Origin of the sequence: Pseudomonas sp. R3-52-08 (assembly GCF_003851745.1) — a bacterium.
In the GTDB taxonomy this organism is placed as follows: domain Bacteria; phylum Pseudomonadota; class Gammaproteobacteria; order Pseudomonadales; family Pseudomonadaceae; genus Aquipseudomonas.
The window spans coordinates 1,982,707-2,006,302 of sequence record NZ_CP027730.1; the positions used below are offsets into that span (position 1 = coordinate 1,982,707).

Genomic DNA, 23,596 nt, shown 5'->3' on the forward strand with positions numbered 1-23,596 from the left:
TCCCCGGATTCAACGCTCGTTGGCGTCGCGGGGTCGTCCCGGCGAAGCGCTTAGAGTGCCGAACATGCACCCCACGATCAAGTTTGCGGGGTGTTCTCCAGCGCGCGGCGGTCTTCCTTCTCGCTCATGCGGCGAAAATAGGTCGAGAGCAACGCCCCGGAAATATTGTGCCAGACGCTGAACAGCGCACTGGGCACCGCCGCCAGCGGCGAGAAGTGCGCGCTCGCCAGCGCGGCGCCGAGCCCGGAGTTCTGCATACCCACTTCCAGCGCCAGTGACTTGCGTTGGGCCAAGGGCAATTTGAACAGCCGCCCGGTGAAGTAACCGAGCAGGTAGCCGAAGCTGTTGTGCAGCATCACCACCGCCATGATCAACAGGCCCGACTCGGCAATTTTCGCCTGGCTGGCGGCAACCACCGCTGCGACGATGATCACGATGCTGACCACCGAGACCAACGGCAACACGTCGACCGCATGCCGTACCCGACTCCCCAGCAGCCGCTGCGCGACCACCCCGAGCACGATAGGCAGCAGCACCACTTGCAGGATCGACCAGAACAACTCCATGAACGACACTGGCAGCCAGGCCGAGGCCAGCAACCAGATCAACGCCGGCGTGAGCAGCGGGGCGAGGAGGGTGGTGACGGCGGCGATGGCCACCGACAGCGCCAGATCGCCACGGGCCAGCCATGTCATCACGTTGGATGAAGTGCCGCTTGGGCAGCAGCCGACCAGAATCACCCCGACGGCAATTTCCGGCGGCAGGTGAAAGACCTGGCACAACAGCCACGCCACGCCCGGCATGATCACAAAGTGCGCGACCACGCCGAGGGCGACGCGCCAGGGATGGCGGGCCACCTCAGCGAAGTCTTCAAGTTTCAAGGTCAGGCCCATGCCGAACATCACCAGGCCCAGCAACGGCACAATGGCGCTTTTCAGGCCGATGAACCACGCGGGTTCCAGGAAGGCGAGCACCGCGAAAATCAGCACCCAGTAGGCGAAGGTATTGCCGACGAAGCGGCTCAGGGCGGCGAGTGCGCGCATGGGGTAGTCCTTGTTATAGAAATTTGTAAATGCGGTCGAATGTGGGAGGGGGCTTGCTCCCGATGGCGGTGGTTCAGTCAAAGATACCTTGGCTGACACTCTGCCATCGGGAGCAAGCCCCCTCCCACATTTCGCTCTTCACCCGGCTTAGATGCCTTGTGGCGTCTCTTCACCGCCCAGTGCTTCGATCAGCGCTGGCAGGAACTCGCCGAAGGTCAGCATCATCAGGGTAAAGCTGGCATCCAGTTGCCCCAGGGCTTCGTCGCCGCCGTCCTGTTCGGCCTGGTCCTGCAGCAGGTCTTCGAACTTCAGGCGCTTGACGGTCATTTTGTCGTCGAGCATGAAGGACAGCTTGTCCTGCCAGGCCAGGGACAATTGGGTCACGACTTTGCCAGTGGTCAGGTGCAGCTGGATTTCTTCGCCGGTCAGGTCCTGACGCTTGCAGCGCACGATGCCGCCGTCTTCATGGGTGTCGCGCAGTTCGCATTCGTCGAGCACGAAGAAGTCGTCGGCAGGCTTCTGGGTGGTGACCCAGTCGGTCATGATCGCCGTCGGTGCGGTTTTCACGGTCAGTGGGCGAACGGGCAGGGTGCCGATCACTTCGCGCAAGGTGGAGAGCAGGTCTTCGGCGCGTTTCGGGCTGGCCGAGTTCACCAGGATCAGGCCCTGTTTCGGCGCGATGGCGGCGAAGGTCGACGAGCGACGAATAAAGGCGCGCGGCAGGAACGCCTGGATGATTTCATCCTTGATCTGGTCGCGTTCCTTTTTATAGACCTTGCGCATTTGCTCGGCCTCGATCTCCTCGACCTTCTCTTTAACCGCATCGCGCACCACGCTGCCCGGCAGGATGCGTTCTTCCTTGCGTGCGGCGATCAGCAGGAAGTCGCCGCTGACGTGCACCAGGGGCGCGTCTTCACCTTTACCGAAAGGCGCGACGAAACCGTAAGTCGTCAACTCCTGGCTTGCGCACGGGCGCGCCAGTTTGGTGGCCATGGCCGCTTCCAACGCCTCGGCATCAACGGGCAGATCTTGGGTCAGGCGATAGATAAGCAGGTTCTTGAACCACATGGGGTGAGTCTCTCCTCTATACAAAGGGGGGCATTATTCTCTTGATCACGCCCCAGGCCAACCCTGCGTAAGCCATTGGAAGGGCTGAAAAAAAAGATTTAAGAAAGTGCTTGCCAGACCTTGGGTCGCTCCGTAGAATGCGCGCCACACCGAAACGAAGGGTGATTAGCTCAGCTGGGAGAGCATCTGCCTTACAAGCAGAGGGTCGGCGGTTCGATCCCGTCATCACCCACCATTCGCTTCAAGTGTTACGCGCAGCGGTAGTTCAGTCGGTTAGAATACCGGCCTGTCACGCCGGGGGTCGCGGGTTCGAGTCCCGTCCGCTGCGCCATATTCGGTAACCTGGAACGCTGAACGCCAGGTCGCCACAAGAAGCCCGCTCATTGAGCGGGCTTTTTATTGTGCGAAATATGGCAAAAAGTCGTGCGGTAAACTTTTTTTAAATAAATTGCATTTAAATCAAGACATTACGATTTTTTGATGTATGATGCGCCCACACCGAAACGAAGGGTGATTAGCTCAGCTGGGAGAGCATCTGCCTTACAAGCAGAGGGTCGGCGGTTCGATCCCGTCATCACCCACCATTCGCTTCATGTGTTACGCGCAGCGGTAGTTCAGTCGGTTAGAATACCGGCCTGTCACGCCGGGGGTCGCGGGTTCGAGTCCCGTCCGCTGCGCCATATTCGGCAACCTGGAACACTGAACGCCAGGTCGCCACAAGAAGCCCGCTCATTGAGCGTAATGCTGTTCACTTAAGCATTTGAGCTAAAGCGGGGCTTCCTAGAAAATCCGATGCCAGACCTCTGGCATCGGATTTTTTTATGTCTGTTCAACAGGACCTGCTCGACCTCGGCGACCTTTTCAACTTCTGCGACCTAAGCACTTTCACCCAGAACATCCCCATTGAATGGGTTGCGTCTGCGCTGGATCTATCCAGTCAGGCCACTATTCGTCGGCGTCGCTTGCCCGCCGATCAGGTGCTTTGGTTGGTGCTTGGCATGGCGTTGTTTCGTGATGAGCCTGTCCATGAGGTCGCTAGACGGTTGAACATTTGCGCTCAAGGCCTCGCCTCCGACCACTTGTTGGCCCGAAGCGGCGTCACTGAAGCCCGCAAGCGACTAGGGGCCGATCCCGTTGAGTGGTTACTCCGTAAAACCGGCACTCAATGGGGCTTGGAGCGCTACGACGAGGACGACTGGCACGGTTTGCAGGTCTTCGCGGTGGACGGTGCGCTCTTGCGCACGCCGGACACACCCGAGCTTCGAGATCATTTCGGGTCAGGAAATACGCCCAGTGATCGTCAGACTCCCTTCCCCATGATGCGCTTGGTAGCGCTGATGAACGTGCGTTCGCACTTAATCCTGGATGCACAATTAGGGCCTTACCGGCGCAGTGAAATGCGCTTGGCCGACGAGTTTTTGCAGCAAGTCCCCGACCACTCCGTGACGCTATTCGATAAAGGATTTTGGGGCGCAGAAATGCTGTTGAGCCTGAGTAACACCGGAACCCACCGTCATTGGTTGATTCCCGCCAAAAAAGGCATGGTCTGTGAAGAAGTGATCCGTTACGGCGAGCACGACCGCTTGGTGCGCATGAAGGTCTCACCGCAAGCCAGAAAGAGAAATCCGGCTCTTGGCACCCACTGGGAAGCCCGCGAAGTCAGCTATGAAATCCAAGGCAGATTAAAAACTGTCATGACGTCGTTACCAGCCAACACCTACAGCACCAAGGTCGTTGCCAAACTTTATCAGGAACGCTGGGAAATCGAATTGGGCTTTAGGGATATCAAAAGCTCTATGCAGCAGAATACCGTGACCTTGCGCAGTAAAAAAATCGACTTGGTCTATCAGGAGGTCTGGGGGCTTTTACTCGCTTACAACGTGATTCGCCGGGAGGCCGGTCAAGCAGCGGTAGCGTTTGGTCGAGCTCCGTCGGACATACGCTTTAAGCCCGTTTGCCAGTATATCGCCGTGCAGTTGATCGTGATGGCGGCAGCCAATCCGGTATCAGCCACAGGCAGACGCTTGGCCGAACTAAGGAAGGGTATCGGCAGCTTGTTTCTGGATCACCGCCCCAGACCTGCAAGGCCGAGGACGGTGAAGATCTCAAAAACCCGATTTCCAGTGGATCGCAATGCTGCTCCGCTTAAGTGAACAGCATTAGCTCATTGAGCGGGCTTTTTTTCGTCTGCACAATTTCGCTGCAATTGCATCCCCAACCACGGTTTTTAATAAGACAGTTAAGCTGTGTCGTTAGAACAACGGGAGGGGCGTCATGCAGCACCTGGATCACTTATCTTTGCACTTGTTCATTCTGGTCTGTGAAGAGGGCACGATTGCACGCGCCAGCGAGCGGGCATTCATTGCGCCGTCGGCGGTCAGTAAACGTATTTCCGATATTGAGGCGCGGTTTGGTACGCCGCTGCTCAACCGCAGCAAGCGCGGGGTCGAACCGACGCCGGCGGGGTTGGCGCTACTTCGGCACGCTCGGTCCCTGACGCGGGCCATGGAGCGGCTCGATAGCGAGCTTAGCGAATACGCTGAAGGCGCCCGAGGACATGTCCGGGTATTGGCAAACATCTCATCAATCATGGAGTTCCTGCCCGAGGAATTATCGGACTTCATGATCGAGCATCCAAGAATCCAGGCAGACATCGAAGAGCGTTTCAGTCCCGACGTGGTGCGCGGGGTAGCCGAAGGCAATGCCGATTTAGGTATTTGTCGACGATCAATGGCCGTGGGCGATCTGGAATTTTTGTCCTATCGCCGGGATCACCTGGCGGTCGTAGTAGGGGCGAACCATGCCCTGGCCGGTCGTACCCATATTGCGTTCGCAGAGACCCTGGCCTTTGATCACTTGGGGCTGTCGGCTTTCGCCACGTTGAATAACTTCATGCGCAGTGAAGCGACGAAGGAGGGCCATGAGTTGCGGTTTCGCTCCTATGTGTCGTCATTTGACGCAGCTTTTCGGCTGGTGCAATTCGGCTTGGGACTTGCCGTATTCCCCCTGGAAGCAGTGGAGCGGTATGCGCGGTTGTTTGACTTGCGGATTATCCCGCTGACCGACGATTGGGCATTGGGTGAGTTCGTCATCTGCGTCCGTGACCGGGATGCACTGTCGCTGTCGGCCCGGCGATTGCTGGATCATCTGCTTTTGCGCGCGACACCGCCTGCGCCCCGCACCTGACTGTATCCGTCGCCGTTGGCGATGGATCACCGCGTAAATGACGTCTTTTTGCTGACTCCCTGGCTCTCTAATCTGAAGGTGCGCTTCAGCCTGTGAGAGCTTTTTCATGACAACAATAACAATCAACGAAGTCGGCATGCGTGATGGTTTGCAAAGCCTTCAAGCCACTATGCCGACATCCGCCAAACGACAATGGATTGATGCCGCCTATGCCGCAGGTGTGCGGTACATGGAGGTCGCGTCCTTTGTTCCCGCCAAACTGTTGCCGCAGATGGCCGATGCCAAAGAAGTCGTCGCCCATGCCTTGAGTTTTCCGGATCTGGTTGTCACGGTCCTGGCGCCTAACCTGCGCGGCTGTCGCGATGCGCTGGAATCCGGTGCGCACCGTATCATTGCGCCCGTGTCCGTCAGCGCAGCCCATAGCCTGGCCAATGTGCGCCGTACTCCGTTGGAAATGGTCGAAGAGCTGGCGCGAATGTGCCAGCTGCGTACTGAATCCGGCTTGCACAACGTTCAAGTGATCGCCGGCATGTCTGTGGCGTTCGGCTGTACCCGCCAAGGTGATGTGCCATTGAGCGATCTCTGCGCGTTGACCGGGCATGTGTTGCAAGCCGGCTGCGATCTGGTGTCCCTGGGAGACACCACGGGCTACGCCAATCCCGGCCAGGTGGCGACCACCTTGCAGGCGGTTCGCGCCATCGCGGGTGACAAGCTCAGGGCCGCGCACTTCCACGACACCCGAGGCCTGGCGCTTGCCAATAGCCTGGTTGCCGTTCAGCAAGGTATCACCGAGCTCGACTCGTCACTGGCCGGATTGGGCGGTTGTCCGTTCGCACCGGGTGCATCCGGCAATACGGTCACAGAAGACTTGGTGTTCATGCTGCAGAGCATGGGCTACGAGACGGGCATCGACCTGGCAGCCCTGATCGCTTCCCGCCATGTGCTCAGCGAAGCACTGCCGCACGAGACGCTCTACGGCTGCATTGCCCGAGCTGGCCTGCCACTCAATTACCCATCAGTCGCCGGTCGCGTCTGAACCTGCCCGATCAAGGAGAACCCTAATGTCCAGGCTTCCATTGGACGGCATTCGTGTCGTTGAAATTTCTCACATGGTGATGGGCCCGACCTGCGGAATGATCCTGGGTGACCTCGGTGCCGAGGTGATCAAGATTGAACCGATCCGTGGCGACGGTACACGCCGTTTGCTGGGCGCCGGTGCCGGTTTTTTTCGCACGTTCAACCGCAACAAACAGTGCATCGCCATCGACGTCAATACTCAACAGGGACGAGAGGCGGTACTGGAGCTGATCGATACCGCTGACGTATTCATCGAGAATTTCAAGCCCGGCCGCATGAGCGAGCTGGGCTTCGGTTACGCGGCGATTCGAGCGCGTAACCCGCGCATTATCTACGCCTCGCACAAAGGCTTTCTCAACGGCCCCTACGACAATCGCCTGGCCCTGGATGAAGTTGTGCAAATGATGGCAGGCCTGGCCTATATGACCGGCCCGGTAGGCAGGCCTCTGCGTGCCGGCAGTTCGGTGAACGACATCATGGGCGGCATGTTCGGTGCTATCGGTGTGCTTGCTGCGCTCAACGATCGTCATGTCACCGGCGTCGGTCGTGAGGTGCAAAGCGCGCTTTACGAAAACTGCGTATTGCTCGCTGCTCAGCATATGCAGCAATACGTCGTGACCGGCCAGGCGGCTGCACCGATGCCAAACCGTATCAGTGCATGGGCCATTTACGATGTATTCGAGTTTGCCAATGGGGAGCAGATGTTCGTCGCCGCCACGGGTGAAGGTCAGTGGACCGCCCTGTGTCAATTGCTCGGCCAGACCGCGTTGCTGGACGACCAGACCCTTGCTACTAACAATGATCGCGTGCTGCAGCGGCCACGTCTGCTGGCTCACTTGGCTGAAGTCTTTGCCAGCATGGACGCTCAAGCGCTGGCCCTGGAACTTGAGGCCAACAGTATTCCGTTTGCTCCGATTCGACGGCCCGAGGAACTGTTCGAAGATCCTCATCTGCTGCACAGCGGTGGCCTGGCAAATCTTGAACTTGAAGACGGATCGTTCACCGCCATGCCACTGCTGCCGTTGTCCCTGGATGGCGAGCGACTGCAACCCCGTCGATCTATCCCACGCATCGGCGAGCACACCCACAACGTCATGCGTGAACTGGGCTACAGCGACGAACACATTGCCGAGCTGTGTGCCGCCGGTGTCCTGAAAACCGACGCTCAGCCTTGAGGAAGAACTGCCATGGCTATTTATCAATACGACACCCTTATTCCTGTCATTCACGCCGAAACTTTCATCGCGCAAGACGCTACCGTCATCGGCGATGTCACGCTGGCGCAGGGCGTCAGTGTCTGGCCGCAGGCTGTTCTGCGGGGTGACAACGAGCCGATTCGCATTGGTCAGCACAGCAATGTGCAGGAGGGGGCGGTGCTGCATGCCGATCCGGGATTTGCGCTGACGGTGGGCGAGGGCGTCACTATCGGCCACCAGGCCATGTTGCACGGTTGCACCGTCGGCGACGGAGCGCTGATCGGGATTCAGGCTGTTGTGCTCAATGGCGCGGTCATCGGCAGCAATTGCCTGGTCGGCGCCGGGGCGGTTGTGACCGAAGGCAAGGTGTTCCCGGACAACTCACTTATTCTCGGCGCACCTGCCAAAGTCGTGCGCGAACTGACACCTGAAGCAATTGCCGACATGCATCGAAACGCCGCTGACTATGTCGTCAAAGGTCAGGCTTACAAGGCCAAACTTATTCTGATCGGCTGAACCCATTGAGCAGGGTTCCTCAAGAGCCTTGCCTCTCTCCAATAATTACAACAATGGAGAAACATCATGGTTGCCATGACTGGCGAAATCGCGCTTGCGCGCAACGCAGAAACGATCAATGAGCTGCTGCTCTATCGGCGTGTGGCCTGGCGAATCATGCCGCTGGCCATTATCTGCTTTCTCTTTTCCTATTTTGACCGGATCAACATCAGCTTCGCCAAGACCCAGATGCAGCAAGAATTGGGTTTGTCCGACGCGGCGTACGGCCTGGCCGCGAGCATGTTCTTTTTCGGCTACGTACTATTTGAAGTCCCCAGCAGCCTGGGGCTCAAGCGCTATGGCGCGCCTGCCTGGATCTGCCGGATCATGATCTCCTGGGGGCTGGCAACGGCGGCGTTAATGTTCGCCTACACGCAATACACCCTGTACTTCCTGCGTTTTCTGATCGGCGTCATGGAAGCCGGTTTTGGCCCGGCGATCCTGTTCTACCTGGCGTGCTGGTTTCCCAAGAAGCACCTGGCGAAGATGAATGGCCTCTGGTTCCTCGCTGTACCCCTGGCAGGCGCGGTCGGGGGGCCAGCGGCGGGAATCCTGTTGGGCACGATGGATGGCGTGTTCGGTCTGGCTGGCTGGCACTGGCTGTTCCTGATGTCCGGACTGCCCTGTGTGGTACTCGGCCTGCTAGTGCTGTGGAAGCTGGACCGGGACATCGAATCGGCCAAATGGTTAAGCCGTAGCGAGAAGGATCTGCTGGCGGCGAACCTGGCGCATGACAAAGTCAACGATAAGCCGGTATTGGGGTCCTTGTGGCGTGTGTTGCTGACCCGGGAAGTCGCGATCATGGCGTTCATCTACTTTGTGATCAAGACAGCTTCTTATGGCCTCAACTTCTGGATGCCGCACCTGATCAAATCGTCCGGTGTACAGAGCCTATTCTGGATAGGGATGCTTTCGGCGCTGCCTTACATCGTGGCCTGTATCGGCATGATATGGCTGACCCGGCGTTCCGATCGTACGGGTGAGCGCAAGACTTACCTTGTTCTGTGCTTGGCGGCGGCAGCCGCCGGCTATCTGTTGGCTTGCCTGTTCTCGGATTCATCCTGGGCCATGATGGCAGCGCTCGTACTCGCTACTGCCGGTACCTTTATTGCGATCCCGATTTTCTGGACCATCCCGCAATCGACCTTTTCGGGACTGGCGATCGCCACGGGGACTGCGGCGATCAACTCCATCGGTCAACTGAGCGGTATGGTTGCCCCGGTGATGGTGGGGAAAATCAATGATCTGACCGGCTCTACCTACATGGGCATGCTCTCCATCGCACCGCTGATTCTGGTCGCGGGTTTCGTGGTCCTGCGCTACGTCAAGAATCCCGGGGCCTGACCCCGTTATTCAACCCGGCAAGGGATAATCCGCTGAATCCGCCCGGCAGGCTTTGTGCTTCAGCCGATCGCCTGGGTCACCAGCGCAAACTCGGTGACCCCGGCGCTTGATCTGGGCGGCAAACCGCGCACCATCCGTGGCGCGTTATCCACGCAGGGCAGCCCCAGGTTTTCCAGCCAGTCGGCCAACCCGCATGCGATGGGAATATCCAAACGTACGAACGCACCCGGGATCAACCGAAGAAGGTGAGTGATCAAGTGTCGGGCCTGCTCCGGGTGTTGCGCGACGACGGGGCCAATGAGGTGGCCGCGACCAAATTGGCGCAGCAGGGCGCACCCTTGCAGGTGCCCCTCTACCTCGAGGCCCACCACGTGCTCGGCTGTCGGCAGCAGGTCGTTGAGTACACCGGTGCGGTCCAGGCCACTGGCGGCATTGGCCAGTTCGATTACCTTGGGGTAGTCGGCCCGGTTCAGTACGCGACAGTGCGCGTGGCGCGTCTCGGGTAGGGGCTCCGGCGTCTGCGGCACGCCCTGATGTTGCTGAATCCGTGCAAATTCAACGAATCCCATGCTGGCGTACAGCGGCGCGCCTGACTCGGTGGCATTGAGGATCGGCGTGCGCTGGCCCACGCTGTCCAAGCACAGATTCATCAAGCGACGTCCGATGCCTTTGCGCTGGTGCTGATGACTGACGATCACCAGGCCGATGGACGAATAGGCCCCCTGATGGCAGGCGAATGCGACGCCTGCCAAGACACCGTCCTGTTCGGCGACGAAGCCCTCGGATGTGCGCTGCACCATCGCCCAGTCTTGCTCGCGATGCGGCCATTTGAGGTGTACGGAGAGTGCATGGGCGGCGGGCATGTCGGCGGCGGTTGCCGGGCGATACAGGTAAGCGCAATTCACATCGGTTTCCTCTGCTGGCATGCAGGCACCGAGCCTACGGTGCATTACGGCTGTGGCGGTAATCGCTGACGGCCTCGTACACCGCCTTGCGCAGGCGGTTGATGCCGCCGATGGGGCGGTGTTCTTCCACGCCGAACCAGGGGTTGAATGACTGGTTGTCACAGGCGAGATTCAGCGCCGGCGTGTCGAAGTCCTGCGCCGGAACCCGCACCTTGGCCACGGTTTCAAAAGGTGCGTCGCTTTCCTTCCATTCGATGCTGGTGTCTTCGATGGGCATGAATATCTGCGGGTTCTGTCGCTGGATCTGCAACACGAAGCACGCCGGTACGCGGTCGGTGGAGAGCTGCTGGTTCAGGGCGCTGCGCAGGAAGTTCGGCAGGTCCAGGTTCTGTTTGGGCAACGTATATTCCGGGCAGCTTTGCGGGTCGGGGGCGACGCGGAACTTGGCGTTGGCCGCACCGAACTTGTAAGGCGAAACCGAAAAGTAGGTGGTCTGCGTCGGGCTGGCCGGGGCGGGGGCGAGGGTTGCCAGGGCGATGAACAGGTGGCGTATCTGCCAGGTGCGTGGGTCGGCCTTGGGGAAGAACGCCAGCACTTTCTTGCCATCCGCCTGGGCTCCGATGTTCTGCGCATATTCGGCCACATCGCTGACAAAGAAGTTCGGGTGGCTGAACATCACGAAGTCCTGTTCCGTGCGCGCTTGCTGATCGGCCATCAGCTGTTTGCCCGGTACATCCAGCAGTTTGATGGCCATGCCGCGGGCATCGCGGATGCTGTCGAATTGCGGGTAGGCATTGCCGTTGGACAAGCGCATCGTCGCCTGCCAGGTTTTGCCCGGCTCGGCGAACACACCCTGGCGCAAGGCCGGGTCGAGGTCGGCCAGCACGCTGACTTCGGCTTTCACACAGCCATGCGCCTTGGCGTGGGCATCGCGCAGGTAGCGCGTGCCTTCGCGGTGCTGGTCGACAATGCGTACGGCGGTCTGGATGATGCCCTGGGTCATGGCGGCTTCACCTGGAGGGATCTGTTCGTCCGGCGACACCGGGCCGCTATGCTGCCAGGCGAACCACAGGCTCGAGGCCAGCCATACCAGCAAGCCCAGGCCCACCAGCCACAGCAGTGTTTTGCCAACGAAGGCGCCGAGACGCAGCCAGATACGCGCGAGCATGGAGGGTTCCTTGTGGGGTGATCGGATCATCATGGCAACTGTTGCTCCAGGGGGCCGCCCAACACTTTGAGGTATTCCAGCAGTGCCCAGCGTTCTTCGGGGAGCAAGCCCCGGCCGATCACGCCATTGCCACGCTGGCCGGCACGGAATTCGTGGCCGCTGTTGTGGTTGCCGGTGATTTTGGTATCGAACACAAAGGCATTCTTGAACGCGTCGGTCTCAAAGCCGAGATGGCGCGGATCATAGTTGAAGGTGCCTTTGTAGAAGGTGGTGCTGCGCTCGTCCTGGGGCGAGAGCAACTGGTAGATCGTCGGTACCGAACCGTTATGCAGGAACGGCGGCGTTGCCCAGACGCCAGCCAGTGGCCGCGCTTTGTAGGCACGCAACTCGCGCACACCGATGGGCAGGCCGTAACCGTCCAGGCGCGGGCGCTCGGCAGGGGTCACACCGGCGGCGCGGTAGGCGTGGTCCTCGACAAAGGCCGTGACGTAGGCCAGGCCCTTGGCTACGGACATCTTTTTAAGGTCCAGTGGCTCGGTCGGCGTGGGATGCAGTTGAACGTTGAGCCCGGCCAGCTCCGCCAGGTCCCATTGCAAGGCGCTGAGGTCGTAACGCTGGTCGGCGATGTTGTTGGCCGTGCCGGGGTCGGTGCCGATGTAGTCCACCGGCAGCATCTTGAGTTGCTGCACCGGCCGGCCGCCTTCTTCAGTCACGGTAGGCACGTGACAGCCGGCGCAGTTCTCGGCGAACAATGCACGGCCCTGGGCGGCAAGGGGCTTGTCGATGGCGCCGAACAGCTCTTGCGGCCAGGTGGGCGGCTTGAGGCGCTGCAAGGTTTCTTCGATCAGGTTCAGATCGCGCACGCGTACGCTGGATGGGTAGCGCGCATCGCCCTGCAGAGGCTGGCCGGCAGCGTCGAAGAAGTCCAGGGTCGCGCCCACGCCGAGGGCTTCACCGATATTGCGTGCCATGGGTTGCTGGGCCGAACCGTTCCATTGCACCCAGTCGAAGGTCCAGATATCCCACAGCTGCGGGTAGTCCACCGGGGCGTTGGCGATGCGGTAGTTCTGCGGAGAAATGGCATCGCCGAAGCTGGCATTGGCGATGCGGCCGAAGGCGTCGGTGCGCCCCGGTCCTTCTTCGGTGGGGTAGAGGCCCCGGTGGGTATCGTTCCAGGCGACCTTAATGAATTTTTCCAGCGACTGTTTGAAGTCCCGGCGCAGTTGGCTGTGCTCGGCTTCGTAGCGGTCGCCCAGAACCTGGCGGGCGAAGCGCTCGAACTTCCATGGGTTGTAATAAGTTGCCGCAAGGCTGGCGACCAGGGCCTGGCCGAAACTGCCGCCGCGCAAGGTCGGCACGCTCGACGGCAGCACATGCTGGGCTGAGCCGCCGTCGATGCGCAGGGCCTGGCCCTTGAAGTGCAACTCGCCGGTGTGGCAGGCGGCGCAGGTGATATCCAGGTATTCAACGTTGCTGCCGGCATTTGTATGCCGGGCGAACCCCACGGGCAGGTTGCCGGGGTTTTGCGGGGTGGGCACTTGCCTGGGGTCGACCAGGAAACCGAAACGGGCCAGGTACTCAGGCGTGGCAAAACGGCGCTCGGAAAACGGCAGCTCCAGGGCGCTGAACCAGTCGTAGTGCAGGCCTTTGACCTGGGTGCCCTGGGGGGTGAAGTAATAGGTCTGGCGGTCGGCGGCGCTCCATTGATCCTGATAGTGCACCTGCTCGACGGGCACGTAATCCGGCAGCTTGGGGTTGACGATGTAGTAGAGCACCACGGCCAGAAGCAGGCCCAGGGCTATGAGGATCAAGAGGAAAACACGGGAAAAAATGCGCAAGTTAACTATCCTTGTCGAGTTATCACGTTGTTATGCCACTACGCCAAGGGTGCGGCAAGTGGCCATGAGCCTGGTAGTGGCCGTCCCACGATCCGTCGCGGGCCTTCATCATGGATGAAATTGCTTTTAAACACGTGAACTTATCAGACGTTTCCTGCTCACATGCCGGTAGCCATTGGTCGTGGCCGCCTGATAAGCTCGCGACTTTATTCGAATGCCCTTTTGGCGCATGAACAAGGAAATAGCATGAAACAGCATCGGTTGGCGGCGGCGGTGGCCCTGGTTAGCCTGGTACTTGCGGGTTGTGATTCGCAGACCAGCGTAGAGCTGAAAACCCCGGCGCAAAAAGCTTCCTACGGCATCGGCCTGAACATGGGCAAAAGCCTTGCCCAGGAAGGCATGGATGACCTGGACTCCAAAGCGGTAGCCCAAGGCATTGAAGATGCGGTCGGCAAGAAAGAGCAGAAGCTCAAGGACGACGAACTGGTTGAAGCCTTTGCCGCGCTGCAAAAGCGCGCTGAAGAGCGCATGACCAAAATGAGCGAAGAGTCGGCGGCCGCCGGCAAGAAATTCCTTGAAGACAACGCCAAGAAAGACGGCGTCGTCACCACCGCTTCCGGTCTGCAGTACAAGATCGTCAAGAAAGCCGACGGCGCCCAGCCCAAGCCGACCGACGTGGTGACTGTTCACTACACCGGCAAGCTCACCAACGGCACCACCTTTGACAGCTCCGTGGACCGTGGCAGCCCGATTGACCTGCCGGTCAGCGGTGTGATCCCAGGTTGGGTCGAAGGCCTGCAACTGATGCACGTGGGCGAGAAGGTCGAGCTGTACATCCCGTCCGACCTGGCTTACGGCGCCCAGAGCCCGAGCCCGACGATTCCAGCCAACTCCGTGCTGGTATTCGATCTGGAGCTGCTGGCCATCAAGGACCCAGCCAAGGCTGACGCCGCTGCCGCACCTGCTGCACCTGCCGCCAAGAAGTAATCGGCGCTTGAACAGACAACGCCCCGTTTCGACGGGGCGTTGTCGTTTATAGGGTTTGAGGCGCTGTAAACCCCCTATGAGGCTCGCCAGCTGCCGCATAACGCCCGGGCAAATCCAAACGAACGTCCGCAACCTGAAGCAGTCTGATATAAAACTCGAGCACGGGTAGCCGTACACGCCTGCCAAGTCAATGAAATCTTGGGTTTTTTTGATGTGCGCAAAAAACGCCCGATCTGACTGCAAGCCTTGTAGTTCGTGGCTTTCAGCCATGAAAAAAGGCTCTGTTCACAAGGTTATCCACAATTTGTGTGGATAACCTTTCTGTCGTATGGAACTGGAGTGACCCATGAAACCACCCTTCAATTTCACCCGCTTCCTGCCCATGGCCGCACGTCTGCTCGGGCGTGGCCGTTTGCCGACGCTGCTGTTCGCGGTCGCTGCCAAGGGCTCAAGCCAGGGCAATCGCCTGGGCCAGCTCAAGGATGATCTCAAGTTGCTCCAGGCCCTGTGCCTGGCCTACTGGCGCGGTGAGTATCGGGCGATCAGCCCCAAGGCGTTGATCTCGGTGGTGGCGGGGCTGATGTACTTCCTCAGTCCGATTGACGCGATCCCGGACTTTATCCCCATGTTCGGCATGCTCGACGACATCGCCGTGCTGGCGTGGGTCATGAAGACCCTGAGCGGCGAGCTGAGCGCGTTTCGTGCCTGGCGTGATGCGCAGCGCCCGGAAAAGCTGGCCGTGGTCGAGCGCCTGCCCGCCACGCCCGAGCTGCTCGCCCGGGAAAATCCGCAAAAAAACTAATGCTATTGACTATCCTCTGCGACCTCTGTGGCTGTTAGGATTACACTTCTAAGGAAAGAACTTACTTAGTAAGTGTTTTTATCCTACGGGGCAGTCATGGATATCCAGATCATTTCACGCAATGGCGAACCCGAATATGCGGTGTTGCCATGGGACCAGTACCAGGCGCTGCTAAAAGCGGCCGGTCAGCAACCCCCCACATTCGCTTCCTCCCTTGCCGCACCCACTGTCACCGACCAGGACCTGCATCCGCTCGCAGCCCTGCGCGGCCTGCGTGAAGCCAAGGGCCTGGCCATCGAAACCCTGGCGCGCACGGTGGGTATCAGCCCCTCGTATCTAGGTTTGATTGAAACGGGTGAACGCCAGCCGGATGCCGCCATTCGCCGCAGCCTGGCCTGGGAATTGGGCGTTGCAGGTTGGAGGGAAGAATCGTGAGCCTACGTATCAGCCGTCAACATTGGGATGGGTTACTCAACGAACTGGACCAGGCACGCCGCCAGCGCCATCTGCTGACCTACCGTGCGCTGCTTGAGCGCCTGCAGTTCCCAACGCCGGCGATGCAGACCCTGGCCGCCGCCCTGGAGCACCTGGCGGCGCTGGACGCCAAGGCCGAGCAGCCGCTGCGCAGCTCGCTGGTGATCAGCCAGGGCGCCAGCCGCTTGCCGCGTACGGGGTTCTTTGAGTGTGTGGAGCGCCTGGGACGTTTCAGCGGGCCCTCCGACGGCGTGGCCGCCGCCTCCTGGCACGCTTCGGAGGTGGTGCGGGTGTTCGAGTACGAGTACCCGGAATCCGCCGAGGCCTAAGCGGGCAGCAGGTCCAGGCTGTCGATCACATGGATGCTGTAGCCCGTCACTGCTTTGGCATGGTGCTTGGCCTGCGACGCCAGCTCCGCCAACTGGCTGGCATCAAGTTGCGCACAGGCCTGTGGATACAAATGCACCACCCCAATCGACAGTGAAAGCAATGCGAACTCTTGGCGTACGCCCTGGCGGTTGAGTGCGACGAAGCAGCCGGCGTCGAGGTGCTCGGCGCGGTAGAAGCGCCGGCATTGGGTGTGAAAGTCATCCAGCAGTTGATTGAGCCGTTTGCGCCAATCCTGTGGGCCCAGCACCAGTAAAAAGTCATCGCCACCGATATGCCCGACAAAGTCGCGGCTGGGGTCGACCCGGTCGTTCAGGCACTGCGCCAGGCACAACAGCACCTCATCCCCGCGACCATAACCGTAGATATCGTTGAATGGCTTGAAGCTGTCGATGTCCACGTAGCAGATCACCGATTCACGCTGCTGCTGCAACAGACGCGTCAGGCATTGCTGGATCGGCACGTTGCCCGGTAGCAGGGTGAGCGGGTTGGCATAACGCGCCTGCTGGATTTTCAGCTCGGTGATCAGCTTGAGCACATCGATGACCCGGCCCAGGCCCAGGTAGTCGCCGTTCAAGGTAATGATGAAATCTTCTTCAATGCGTTGCCGCGCGCGGCTGGTCAGCAAGCGGCTGACCTGCTGCAGGGACTGGCTCAACTCCACTGCCAGGAAGTCGTCGCTCATCAGGCGGCTGATCGGCTTGCGGGCGAACAGGTCGGTAGCGAACGGTTTGAGCAGCGCGTCCGACAGCGAGTGTCGATGCACAATGCCGACCGGGTGGCCGCGGCTATCGAGCACCGCCAGTGAGTTGAGATTGGCCTGGCGGCGGAAGGATTCGAGCACCTGGGCGGTTGCGGTGTTTTGGTCCACCGCCGGCTGTTCATTGAGCAGGGCGCTCAGGTCACTGCCTTCTTCACTGAGGGCGATATTGGCGTTATCCGGCTTGGGCAGCATCAAGCGTGCCTCGTGCGGCGGCTGTTCCTGGGGCCGGCAAAGCAGGTAGCCCTGGACCAGATCGACGCCCATGTCCGTCAACACCGCCAACTCTTCCGGCAATTCGATCCCTTCGGCGATCACTTGGGCGCGGGACGCCTTGGCGATCTGCATGATCGAACCGACGAATTCGCGCTTGAGGGCGTCCTGGTGAATGCCGTCGATAAAGTGCCGATCGATCTTCACATAATCCGGGCGCAGCTCCGACCACAACCGCAGGCTGGAGTAACCGGCGCCCAGGTCATCCAGGGCGATGGCAAACCCCATGTCGCGATAATGATGCAACGCGGTCTGCAACAGCTGGAAATCATCGGTGGGGGTCTGCTCGGTGAGTTCGATCACCACCTGGCTGGGGGCGATCCCGAAGTCGCGCAGCAGCTGCAGCGTGCGTCCGGGTTGGTGCGCTGTCTCCATCAGGGATTCCGGCGAGATATTGAGAAACAGCTTGCCCGGCAGCTTTTGTTCGCTGAAGCGTCGGCAGGCGCTTGCACGGCAGGCCATTTCCAGTTCGCTCAGGCGCCCGGCGTGGTTGGCAATGGAGAACAGCGCGACGGGGGAGTGCAGCGGGCTGTTGGACGGGCCGCGACTGAGGGCCTCGTAGCCGAGAACGCGCCGTTCAGACAAGCAGATGATGGGTTGGAACAGGCTGTGCAAACTGCCTTGAGCCAGGATAGAGCCCAGTGCATCCAGCTGTTCGGTCATGGTCATGGCGATCTCGAGCGAAAAAAAAGGACCGCAGGCGTGAAGCCTGCGGTCCTTTATTTCACGACAGAATGATGTCTATATGATGACACTCCGAGGAGCGATCACATTAAATTGCCATCATTTACTGCTTGGCCACCTGCTTGGTGATTTTCAGGTAGTCCAGCAGGATGCGACCGGTCTCGGCCAGATAGGCGTCGTCTTCCGGCTTGGTTTTATCTGCCTCGGTGGGCAGTGCATCTTCATCTTCTTTCTTCAGCTCTTTGAGCGGCTCTTCGCCCTTGGCCTTGCGGCGCACGTTTTCCAGGACAAGCTGTTGATTTTCAATGTCGGCGTGCTGCTTGCGACGATCCGCCTCGTTGAGGCTGACGGTTTTCTCTTCCATCAACTTCTTGGCCAGGGCCAGCTTGTCGCGGATGAAGACGAACTCGGCGTCCTTGGCGGAGCGCGTATCGTGGTCAGCTTTGAGCTGGGTCAGGAACGGTTTGAACGGGTCCGACGCCGGCTTGATCGCAGGACGGATGGTGTCCCACGGCATGGCTTCGGGCAGGGCGCTCTCGCCGATTTCCTTGGTGTCGATGATCGACGGGAAGTCGATGTCCGGCAGTACACCCTGATGCTGGGTGCTCTGCCCGGAAACCCGGTAAAACTTGGCCAGCGTCAGTTTGAGCTCGCCATGGTTCAGCGGCTGGATGGTCTGCACGGTGCCTTTGCCGAAGGTCTGGCCACCGATGATCAACGCGCGGTGGTAGTCCTGCATGGCGCCGGCGAAAATCTCCGAAGCCGAGGCCGAGAGACGGTTGACCAGCAATGCCATCGGCCCTTTGTAGAAGGCGCCCGGGTTCTCGTCTTCCAGCACGTCGACACGGCCGTCAGCGTTGCGCACCAACACGGTCGGGCCCTTGTCGATGAACAGGCTGGTCAGCTCGGTGGCTTCCTGCAGGGAACCGCCGCCGTTGTTGCGCAGGTCGATGACCACGCCGTCGACTTTTTCCTTCTGCAGCTCAGTCAGGATTTTCTTCACGTCGCGGGTGGTGGACTTGTAGTCCGGGTCACCGGCGCGGAAGGCCTTGAAGTCCAGGTAGAAGGCCGGGATTTCAATCACGCCCAGCTTGTAGTCCTTGCCATCCTGCTTGAGGCTGAGGACTTTCTTCTGCACGGCCTGGTCTTCGAGTTTCACCGCTTCACGGGTGATCGACACGATCTTGCTGGTCTGGTCGTTCGGTGCATTGGTGTGCGGAATCACTTCCAGGCGCACCACGCTGCCCTTGGGCCCGCGGATCAGCTTGACCACTTCGTCCAGGCGCCAGCCGACCACATCGACCATCTCTTTGTCGGCCTGGGCCACGCCGATAATCTTGTCAGCCGGGGCGACCTGCTTGGTCTTGTCCGCCGGACCCGCCGGCACCAGGCGCACGATCTTGACCTGGTCATTGTCGCTTTGCAGGACGGCACCGATGCCTTCCAGGGACAGACTCATGTTGATATCGAAATTTTCCGCGTTATCTGGCGACAGATAATTGGTGTGCGGGTCGTAGGACATCGCGAAAGTGTTGATGTAAGCCTGGAAGATGTCTTCGGCACGGGTCTGGTCCAGGCGCGCCAGTTGATTCTTGTAGCGCTTGGTCAACAGTTCCTGGATGGCCTTGGGCTCTTTGCCGGCGATCTTCAGGCGCAGCACCTCGTCCTTGACGCGTTTGCGCCACAGGTCGTCGAGTGCGGCGGTGCTGGTCAGCCACGGCGCGTCCTTGCGATCCACCAGAAGGGTTTCTTTCTCGGTGAAGTCGAGCTTGTCGATGCCTTTGTTCAACTCACCCAAGGCGAAATCCAGGCGCGCTTTGACGCGGTCCAGATAACGCTTGTAGATGGTGAAACCAGGCTGCAGGTCGCCGCTCTTGAGGAAATCGTCGAACTGGGTCTTCCACTTGTCGAACTCAGTGATATCACTGGCCAGGAAGTAGCTGCGCGAGGGATCCAGCAGCTTGAGGTAGCTGTCGTAGATGATCACCGAGCGCGCGTCGTCCAGCGGCGGCTTGCTGTAGTGATGGCGCTTGAGCAACTCGACGACGTTAAGGCTGGCAATCACCTCATCGCGATCAGGCTGAAGATTGTCCCAGCTGTTGGCTGCGAACGTATTGGTCGACATCGACGCGAAGCCGAGACCAATGAAAAAAGCGAGGGCGGTGCTGGGGAACAGATGCTTCATGCTGATTCGACGCGGGGGCAATTGATAACGCATATTAGGCCGTCTTTGAGGGAGCCGGTTCCATATGGTCCGGTCGCATAATGCAAAAAGCCCGGCGCTACTGCTACGGGCTCAGTCCGGACTCACTATGGAGGCACTGTGAAAGCATTGCAAGGCGTTGAGGGTCATGTCGAGCGGTGGAATAGCTCGCTCCTACATGCAATGTAGTCGCAGTTCGCATCCGTGAGGTGGCAGCGAACTCTTATCGCGCTGAATTCCAGAGTGGGAGGGGGCTTGCACCCGATGGCGGTGTGTCAGTGAAGAATGTTTCATCTGATAGACCGCGATCGGGGGCAAGCCCCCTCCCACAGGGGTATCTTGGTGGGTTCAGACCCAGTGGTGGATCGGCCAGCCGGCCTTTTCTGCGTGTTCGTGCAGTACCGGGTCCGGGTTGACCACCTGCGGATGGTCCACCTTGAGCAATAACGGCAGGTCATTGCGCGAATCCGAATAGAAATACGCGCCTTCCAGGTTTTCACCTTCCTGCTCCAACCACGCCAGCAGCCGTGTGATCTTGCCTTCGCGGTACGTCAGCACGCCTACCGTACGGCCGCTGTACACGCCATGGCTGACATCCAGCTCGATGCCCAGAACTTCGTCGATACCGATGCGCGCCGCGATCGGCCTGACCAGGTGTGTACCCGAGGCGGAAATCACCAGGATCCGGTCGCCATTGGCGCGGTGCCGGGCGATGGTCTTGGTCGCGTCGCTGTAGATCAGCGGCTCGATCACGTCCTCGACCCAGGGCTCCACCAAGTGTTCGATTTCTTCCGGGGTGCGGCCGATCATCGGCTCCAGGCTGAAATCCATGAAGTCTTCCATGCGCAACTCGCCCCGGCTGTAGGCCGCCATCAGTTCGTCGTTCCTGCGCATGAAGGATTCCGGGTCGACCCAGCCCAGGCGGCCCATCTGTGCGCTCCATAACGTGGCGCAGTCGCCGTGGATCAGGGTGTCGTCCAGATCAAAAATTACCAATGCCATCCGTCTGCTCTCTCAGTCAATCGTCGCCCGTCAGGCTACTTCACACAGGGCGCTGGGGTCGATGGAAAGTGCCAGGCGCTGGCCGTCCGGATGCAGATCGTCGGCGCTGCGGTTGAGCACATCCACCACCAACTCCACGCCACGCGCTTCGATGCGGTAGCGAATCACGTTGCCCAACAGGCTGTGGCTGCGCACCAGCGCATCGAGTTCCCCGCTGCGGCTCAGTTCGATGGCTTCGGGGCGAATCGCGATGCGCCCGCTGATCGGACGTTGCAGCAGTTGGCTGGCCTTGTCGGCATCCAATAGGTTGTAGTTGCCGATAAAACCGGCGGCGAAGACATCCACCGGCGCGGTGTAGAGGGTCTCGGCATCGCCGCTCTGCACGATCTTGCCCTGGTTCATCAGGAAGATGCGGTCCGACATGGTCAGGGCTTCTTCCTGGTCGTGGGTGACGAAGATGGTGGTCAGCCCCAGTTCGCGCTGGATCTGGCGGATCTGCTCGCGCAGGTGCTTGCGAATCCGGGCATCCAGCGCCGACAGCGGTTCATCCAGCAGCAACAGGCGCGGGCGGGTCACCAGGGAACGGGCGAGGGCGACGCGCTGGCATTGGCCGCCGGACATCTGGTGCGGGTAACGGCCGGCCAGGTCCTTGAGTTCCACCAATTGCAATACATCCTGCACCCGCTTGTGACTCTCATCGGCGTTGACCTTTTGCATGCGCAGGCCGAAGGCAACGTTCTGCTCCACGGTCATGTTGGGGAACAGCGCATAGCTTTGGAACACCATGCCGATGTGGCGTTTCTGCGGGCTCAGCGGGACGATGTCCTGGCCGTCCAGCAGGATTTTCCCACTGTCCACCGAGGTCAGCCCGGCGATGCAGCGCAGCAGGGTCGACTTGCCGCAACCGGACGGGCCGAGCAGGGTGACGAACTCGCCCTTGGCGATTTCGCAGTTGATATCGCTGAATACCTGTGTGCCGGCGTAGCCTTTTTGCAAATGTTGGACGCTGACGAAGCTCATTGGCTTTTGTCCTTGTTCAAGATATTGGCGGCCCAGGTCAGCACCAGCACAAAGAAGAAGTAGGAGATGACGACGGCGCTGGTGAAGTGGCCGCTGCTGTTGCGCATGTTGTTCAGGTACACCTGCAGGGTTTCATAGCGGGTGCCGACCAGGATGTTGGCGAACACGAACTCACCGAACAGGAACGAGAACGACAGCAGCAGTGCCACCATCAGGCCTTTGCGCAGATTGGGCAGGACCACGAAGATCGCGGCTTGCCAGGTGCTGGCACCGAGCAGTTGCGACGCGTCCATCAAGTCGCGCAGGTTGATGGCCTGCAGGTTATTGGTGATCGCGCGGTACATGAACGGCAATGCCACGGTGAAGTAGCAGCCGATCAGAATCCACGGCGTGCCCACCATCGCCAAGGGCCCGGAACCGTACAGTTGCAACAGGCCCACCGACGACACCACCGGCGGCACGGCGAACGGCAGCAGGATCAGGATGTTCATCAGCGCATCCAGCTTGGGGAAGTGGTAATGCACCACGAACAGCAGCGGCAGGATCAACACCACCGAGAGAACCAGCGCGCCCACACACACCAGCAACGATTGCGCGAAGGCCATCAGGAAGCGCGGGTCGCTCCATAGCTGCGTGTACCATTTCAGGCTGAAACCGGCGGGCAGGATGGTGGCCGACCAACTGCTGGAGATGGAATAGACAAAGGTGCCCACCAGCGGCAGTACCAGGATCAGGAACAGTATGTACACCACCACCCGGTGGTAGAGCGACGCCGGGCCGCCTTCAGCGCGAGACATGGTAGCTCCTCTTGAGTAGCAGTTGATGGACCACCGTAACCACGGTCATCAGCGCCACCAGCACCACGGCCAGGGCACTGGCCAGGTTCGGGTCCAGCGACACGTCGCCGGAAACCAGCCCCGCAATGCGGATCGGCAGCACGTTGAAGTTGCCGGTGGTGAGGGCGTACACGGTGGCGTAGGCACCCAGGGCGTTGGCCAGCAGAATCACGAAGGTGCCGAGCAGCGCGGGCGTCAGGACCGGCAAGCCGATATGCCGCCAGAAGTGCCAGCCATTGGCGCCGAGCAGGGCGGCCGACTCACGCCAGTCTTCGCGCAATGCATCGAAGGCCGGGTACAGCAGCAGCACGCCGAGGGGAATCTGGAAATACGTGTAAAGAATGATCAAGCCGGTTTTCGAGTACAGGTTGAAGTCCTGAATGATCCCCGCCTGCTTGAGCATGATGGTGATGCTGCCGTTGAACCCCAGCAGGATGATGAACGCGAAGGCCAGGGGCACGCCGGCAAAGTTGCTGGTCATATTGGCGAAGGCGGTGACGAAGTTGCGCAGTGGCGAATCGACCCGGCGCAGGGAGTAACTGCCCAGGGTGGCGATGATGATGCCGAAGACGCTGGAGTAGAAACTGATCTCGAGGCTGAACTGGATCGCTTGCAGGTAAAACTTCGAGCTGAAGATACGCGTGAAGTTTTCCAGGCTCCAACCGCTGTCTTCGGTTTGCAGGCTGTTGATCAGCACCCAGGCCAACGGCGCGATTTCGAACACGATAAAGAACAGCGCGAACGGCACCAGGCACAGCAGGGCCAACCATTTGCCGCGATTCATGGCA

General features: G+C 59.9%; 21 protein-coding genes and 4 tRNA genes. 14 read left to right on the plus strand and 11 right to left on the minus strand.

Annotation, left to right across the window (positions count from 1 at the left end; all coding sequences use genetic code 11):
- Positions 1–77: 77 nt before the first annotated feature.
- Both C4J91_RS09195 and rdgC read right to left on the minus strand, forming a co-directional pair.
- Entirely contained in the window at positions 78–1,043 is a 966-nt protein-coding gene (locus C4J91_RS09195; RefSeq protein ID WP_124362027.1) for a bile acid:sodium symporter family protein, read from the minus strand.
- 147 nt (positions 1,044–1,190) lie between these two features.
- Positions 1,191–2,111 (minus strand): recombination-associated protein RdgC, encoded by a 921-nt coding sequence (gene rdgC / locus C4J91_RS09200; RefSeq protein WP_124357762.1) that lies wholly within the window; start codon positions 2,109–2,111, stop codon positions 1,191–1,193.
- Between the two features lie 159 nt (positions 2,112–2,270).
- Here rdgC and C4J91_RS09205 point away from each other — a divergent pair.
- From C4J91_RS09205 to C4J91_RS09250, 10 genes are all read left to right on the plus strand, one after another.
- Positions 2,271–2,346 (plus strand) — tRNA-Val (locus C4J91_RS09205).
- A 19-nt stretch (positions 2,347–2,365) separates the two neighbouring features.
- Positions 2,366–2,442: transfer RNA gene (locus C4J91_RS09210), tRNA-Asp, on the plus strand.
- Positions 2,443–2,619: 177 nt separating this feature from the next.
- Positions 2,620–2,695, plus strand: a tRNA-Val gene (locus C4J91_RS09215).
- Between the two features lie 19 nt (positions 2,696–2,714).
- A tRNA-Asp gene (locus C4J91_RS09220) sits at positions 2,715–2,791 on the plus strand.
- A 141-nt stretch (positions 2,792–2,932) separates the two neighbouring features.
- Complete coding sequence (locus C4J91_RS09225; RefSeq protein WP_124362028.1) at positions 2,933–4,264, plus strand: IS4 family transposase; 1,332 nt, start codon at positions 2,933–2,935, stop codon at positions 4,262–4,264.
- Between the two features lie 121 nt (positions 4,265–4,385).
- Positions 4,386–5,297, plus strand: coding sequence for a LysR family transcriptional regulator (locus tag C4J91_RS09230; protein WP_124362029.1), 912 nt, complete (start codon positions 4,386–4,388; stop codon positions 5,295–5,297).
- Positions 5,298–5,403: 106 nt separating this feature from the next.
- Positions 5,404–6,333, plus strand: a complete 930-nt coding sequence (locus tag C4J91_RS09235; RefSeq protein WP_124362030.1) for a hydroxymethylglutaryl-CoA lyase — start codon at positions 5,404–5,406, stop codon at positions 6,331–6,333.
- 25 nt (positions 6,334–6,358) lie between these two features.
- Positions 6,359–7,549, plus strand: coding sequence for a CaiB/BaiF CoA-transferase family protein (locus C4J91_RS09240; RefSeq protein ID WP_124362031.1), 1,191 nt, complete (start codon positions 6,359–6,361; stop codon positions 7,547–7,549).
- A gap of 12 nt (positions 7,550–7,561) precedes the next feature.
- Positions 7,562–8,086, plus strand: coding sequence for a gamma carbonic anhydrase family protein (locus tag C4J91_RS09245; protein ID WP_124362032.1), 525 nt, complete (start codon positions 7,562–7,564; stop codon positions 8,084–8,086).
- Between the two features lie 66 nt (positions 8,087–8,152).
- A complete protein-coding gene (locus C4J91_RS09250) occupies positions 8,153–9,469 on the plus strand; it encodes an MFS transporter (protein ID WP_124362033.1) in 1,317 nt (438 codons plus the stop codon).
- Between the two features lie 59 nt (positions 9,470–9,528).
- Here the strand turns inward: C4J91_RS09250 and C4J91_RS09255 are convergent, their stop codons facing one another.
- Genes C4J91_RS09255 through C4J91_RS09265 form a run of 3 tightly spaced genes read right to left on the minus strand, consistent with a single transcriptional unit; the run spans position 9,529 to position 13,380 of the window.
- On the minus strand, positions 9,529–10,395 hold the full coding sequence (locus C4J91_RS09255; RefSeq protein WP_177412823.1) for a GNAT family N-acetyltransferase: 867 nt from the start codon (positions 10,393–10,395) through the stop codon (positions 9,529–9,531).
- Positions 10,396–10,408: 13 nt separating this feature from the next.
- Positions 10,409–11,542, minus strand: coding sequence for a catalase family protein (locus C4J91_RS09260; protein WP_124362034.1), 1,134 nt, complete (start codon positions 11,540–11,542; stop codon positions 10,409–10,411).
- Between the two features lie 29 nt (positions 11,543–11,571).
- The gene (locus tag C4J91_RS09265; RefSeq protein ID WP_124362035.1) at positions 11,572–13,380 is read right to left on the minus strand and encodes a di-heme-cytochrome C peroxidase; all 1,809 of its coding nucleotides are present in this window, start codon (positions 13,378–13,380) and stop codon (positions 11,572–11,574) included.
- A gap of 246 nt (positions 13,381–13,626) precedes the next feature.
- Between C4J91_RS09265 and C4J91_RS09270 the strand changes: the two genes are divergently transcribed.
- The 4 genes from C4J91_RS09270 to C4J91_RS09285 all read left to right on the plus strand — a co-directional run bounded on the left by C4J91_RS09270 (position 13,627) and on the right by C4J91_RS09285 (position 15,972).
- Positions 13,627–14,367, plus strand: a complete 741-nt coding sequence (locus C4J91_RS09270; RefSeq protein WP_124362036.1) for an FKBP-type peptidyl-prolyl cis-trans isomerase — start codon at positions 13,627–13,629, stop codon at positions 14,365–14,367.
- Positions 14,368–14,713: 346 nt separating this feature from the next.
- The gene (locus C4J91_RS09275; protein ID WP_124362037.1) at positions 14,714–15,169 is read left to right on the plus strand and encodes a YkvA family protein; all 456 of its coding nucleotides are present in this window, start codon (positions 14,714–14,716) and stop codon (positions 15,167–15,169) included.
- Between the two features lie 96 nt (positions 15,170–15,265).
- Positions 15,266–15,604: a helix-turn-helix transcriptional regulator gene (locus C4J91_RS09280; protein WP_124362038.1), complete on the plus strand. Its 339-nt coding sequence runs from the start codon at positions 15,266–15,268 to the stop codon at positions 15,602–15,604.
- Complete coding sequence (locus tag C4J91_RS09285) at positions 15,601–15,972, plus strand: hypothetical protein (protein ID WP_005786715.1); 372 nt, start codon at positions 15,601–15,603, stop codon at positions 15,970–15,972. Before C4J91_RS09280 ends, C4J91_RS09285 begins: the two co-directional genes overlap by 4 nt.
- Here C4J91_RS09285 and C4J91_RS09290 read toward each other — a convergent pair.
- The 6 genes from C4J91_RS09290 to C4J91_RS09315 form a co-directional block, all read right to left on the minus strand.
- Entirely contained in the window at positions 15,969–17,732 is a 1,764-nt protein-coding gene (locus C4J91_RS09290; protein WP_124362039.1) for a bifunctional diguanylate cyclase/phosphodiesterase, read from the minus strand. The genes C4J91_RS09285 and C4J91_RS09290 overlap by 4 nt on opposite strands.
- Positions 17,733–17,850: 118 nt before the next feature.
- Positions 17,851–19,932, minus strand: coding sequence for a carboxy terminal-processing peptidase (locus tag C4J91_RS09295; RefSeq protein WP_256681668.1), 2,082 nt, complete (start codon positions 19,930–19,932; stop codon positions 17,851–17,853).
- Positions 19,933–20,298: 366 nt separating this feature from the next.
- Positions 20,299–20,952, minus strand: a complete 654-nt coding sequence (locus C4J91_RS09300; RefSeq protein ID WP_124362041.1) for an HAD family phosphatase — start codon at positions 20,950–20,952, stop codon at positions 20,299–20,301.
- A 30-nt stretch (positions 20,953–20,982) separates the two neighbouring features.
- Complete coding sequence (locus C4J91_RS09305) at positions 20,983–21,972, minus strand: ABC transporter ATP-binding protein (RefSeq protein WP_124362042.1); 990 nt, start codon at positions 21,970–21,972, stop codon at positions 20,983–20,985.
- Positions 21,969–22,769 carry an ABC transporter permease gene (locus C4J91_RS09310; protein ID WP_124362043.1) on the minus strand — a complete coding sequence of 267 codons (801 nt, stop codon included), beginning with the start codon at positions 22,767–22,769 and terminating at the stop codon, positions 21,969–21,971. Before C4J91_RS09310 ends, C4J91_RS09305 begins: the two co-directional genes overlap by 4 nt.
- Positions 22,756–23,592 carry an ABC transporter permease subunit gene (locus C4J91_RS09315; protein ID WP_164484520.1) on the minus strand — a complete coding sequence of 279 codons (837 nt, stop codon included), beginning with the start codon at positions 23,590–23,592 and terminating at the stop codon, positions 22,756–22,758. Before C4J91_RS09315 ends, C4J91_RS09310 begins: the two co-directional genes overlap by 14 nt.
- Positions 23,593–23,596 lie beyond the last annotated feature (4 nt).

Coding starts and splice junctions, on each gene's coding strand:
- C4J91_RS09270 (WP_124362036.1), top strand. CDS start 13,627: ATGAAACAGCATCGGTTGGCGGCGGCGGTGGCCCTGGTTAGCCTGGTA.
- C4J91_RS09250 (WP_124362033.1), top strand. CDS start 8,153: ATGGTTGCCATGACTGGCGAAATCGCGCTTGCGCGCAACGCAGAAACG.
- C4J91_RS09275 (WP_124362037.1), top strand. CDS start 14,714: ATGAAACCACCCTTCAATTTCACCCGCTTCCTGCCCATGGCCGCACGT.
- C4J91_RS09310 (WP_124362043.1), bottom strand. CDS start 22,769: ATGTCTCGCGCTGAAGGCGGCCCGGCGTCGCTCTACCACCGGGTGGTG.
- C4J91_RS09255 (WP_177412823.1), bottom strand. CDS start 10,395: ATGCCAGCAGAGGAAACCGATGTGAATTGCGCTTACCTGTATCGCCCG.
- C4J91_RS09280 (WP_124362038.1), top strand. CDS start 15,266: ATGGATATCCAGATCATTTCACGCAATGGCGAACCCGAATATGCGGTG.
- C4J91_RS09230 (WP_124362029.1), top strand. CDS start 4,386: ATGCAGCACCTGGATCACTTATCTTTGCACTTGTTCATTCTGGTCTGT.
- C4J91_RS09225 (WP_124362028.1), top strand. CDS start 2,933: ATGTCTGTTCAACAGGACCTGCTCGACCTCGGCGACCTTTTCAACTTC.
- C4J91_RS09245 (WP_124362032.1), top strand. CDS start 7,562: ATGGCTATTTATCAATACGACACCCTTATTCCTGTCATTCACGCCGAA.
- C4J91_RS09195 (WP_124362027.1), bottom strand. CDS start 1,043: ATGCGCGCACTCGCCGCCCTGAGCCGCTTCGTCGGCAATACCTTCGCC.
- C4J91_RS09300 (WP_124362041.1), bottom strand. CDS start 20,952: ATGGCATTGGTAATTTTTGATCTGGACGACACCCTGATCCACGGCGAC.
- C4J91_RS09235 (WP_124362030.1), top strand. CDS start 5,404: ATGACAACAATAACAATCAACGAAGTCGGCATGCGTGATGGTTTGCAA.
- C4J91_RS09295 (WP_256681668.1), bottom strand. CDS start 19,932: ATGAAGCATCTGTTCCCCAGCACCGCCCTCGCTTTTTTCATTGGTCTC.
- C4J91_RS09290 (WP_124362039.1), bottom strand. CDS start 17,732: ATGACCATGACCGAACAGCTGGATGCACTGGGCTCTATCCTGGCTCAA.
- C4J91_RS09240 (WP_124362031.1), top strand. CDS start 6,359: ATGTCCAGGCTTCCATTGGACGGCATTCGTGTCGTTGAAATTTCTCAC.
- rdgC (WP_124357762.1), bottom strand. CDS start 2,111: ATGTGGTTCAAGAACCTGCTTATCTATCGCCTGACCCAAGATCTGCCC.
- C4J91_RS09260 (WP_124362034.1), bottom strand. CDS start 11,542: ATGCTCGCGCGTATCTGGCTGCGTCTCGGCGCCTTCGTTGGCAAAACA.
- C4J91_RS09315 (WP_164484520.1), bottom strand. CDS start 23,592: ATGAATCGCGGCAAATGGTTGGCCCTGCTGTGCCTGGTGCCGTTCGCG.
- C4J91_RS09305 (WP_124362042.1), bottom strand. CDS start 21,972: ATGAGCTTCGTCAGCGTCCAACATTTGCAAAAAGGCTACGCCGGCACA.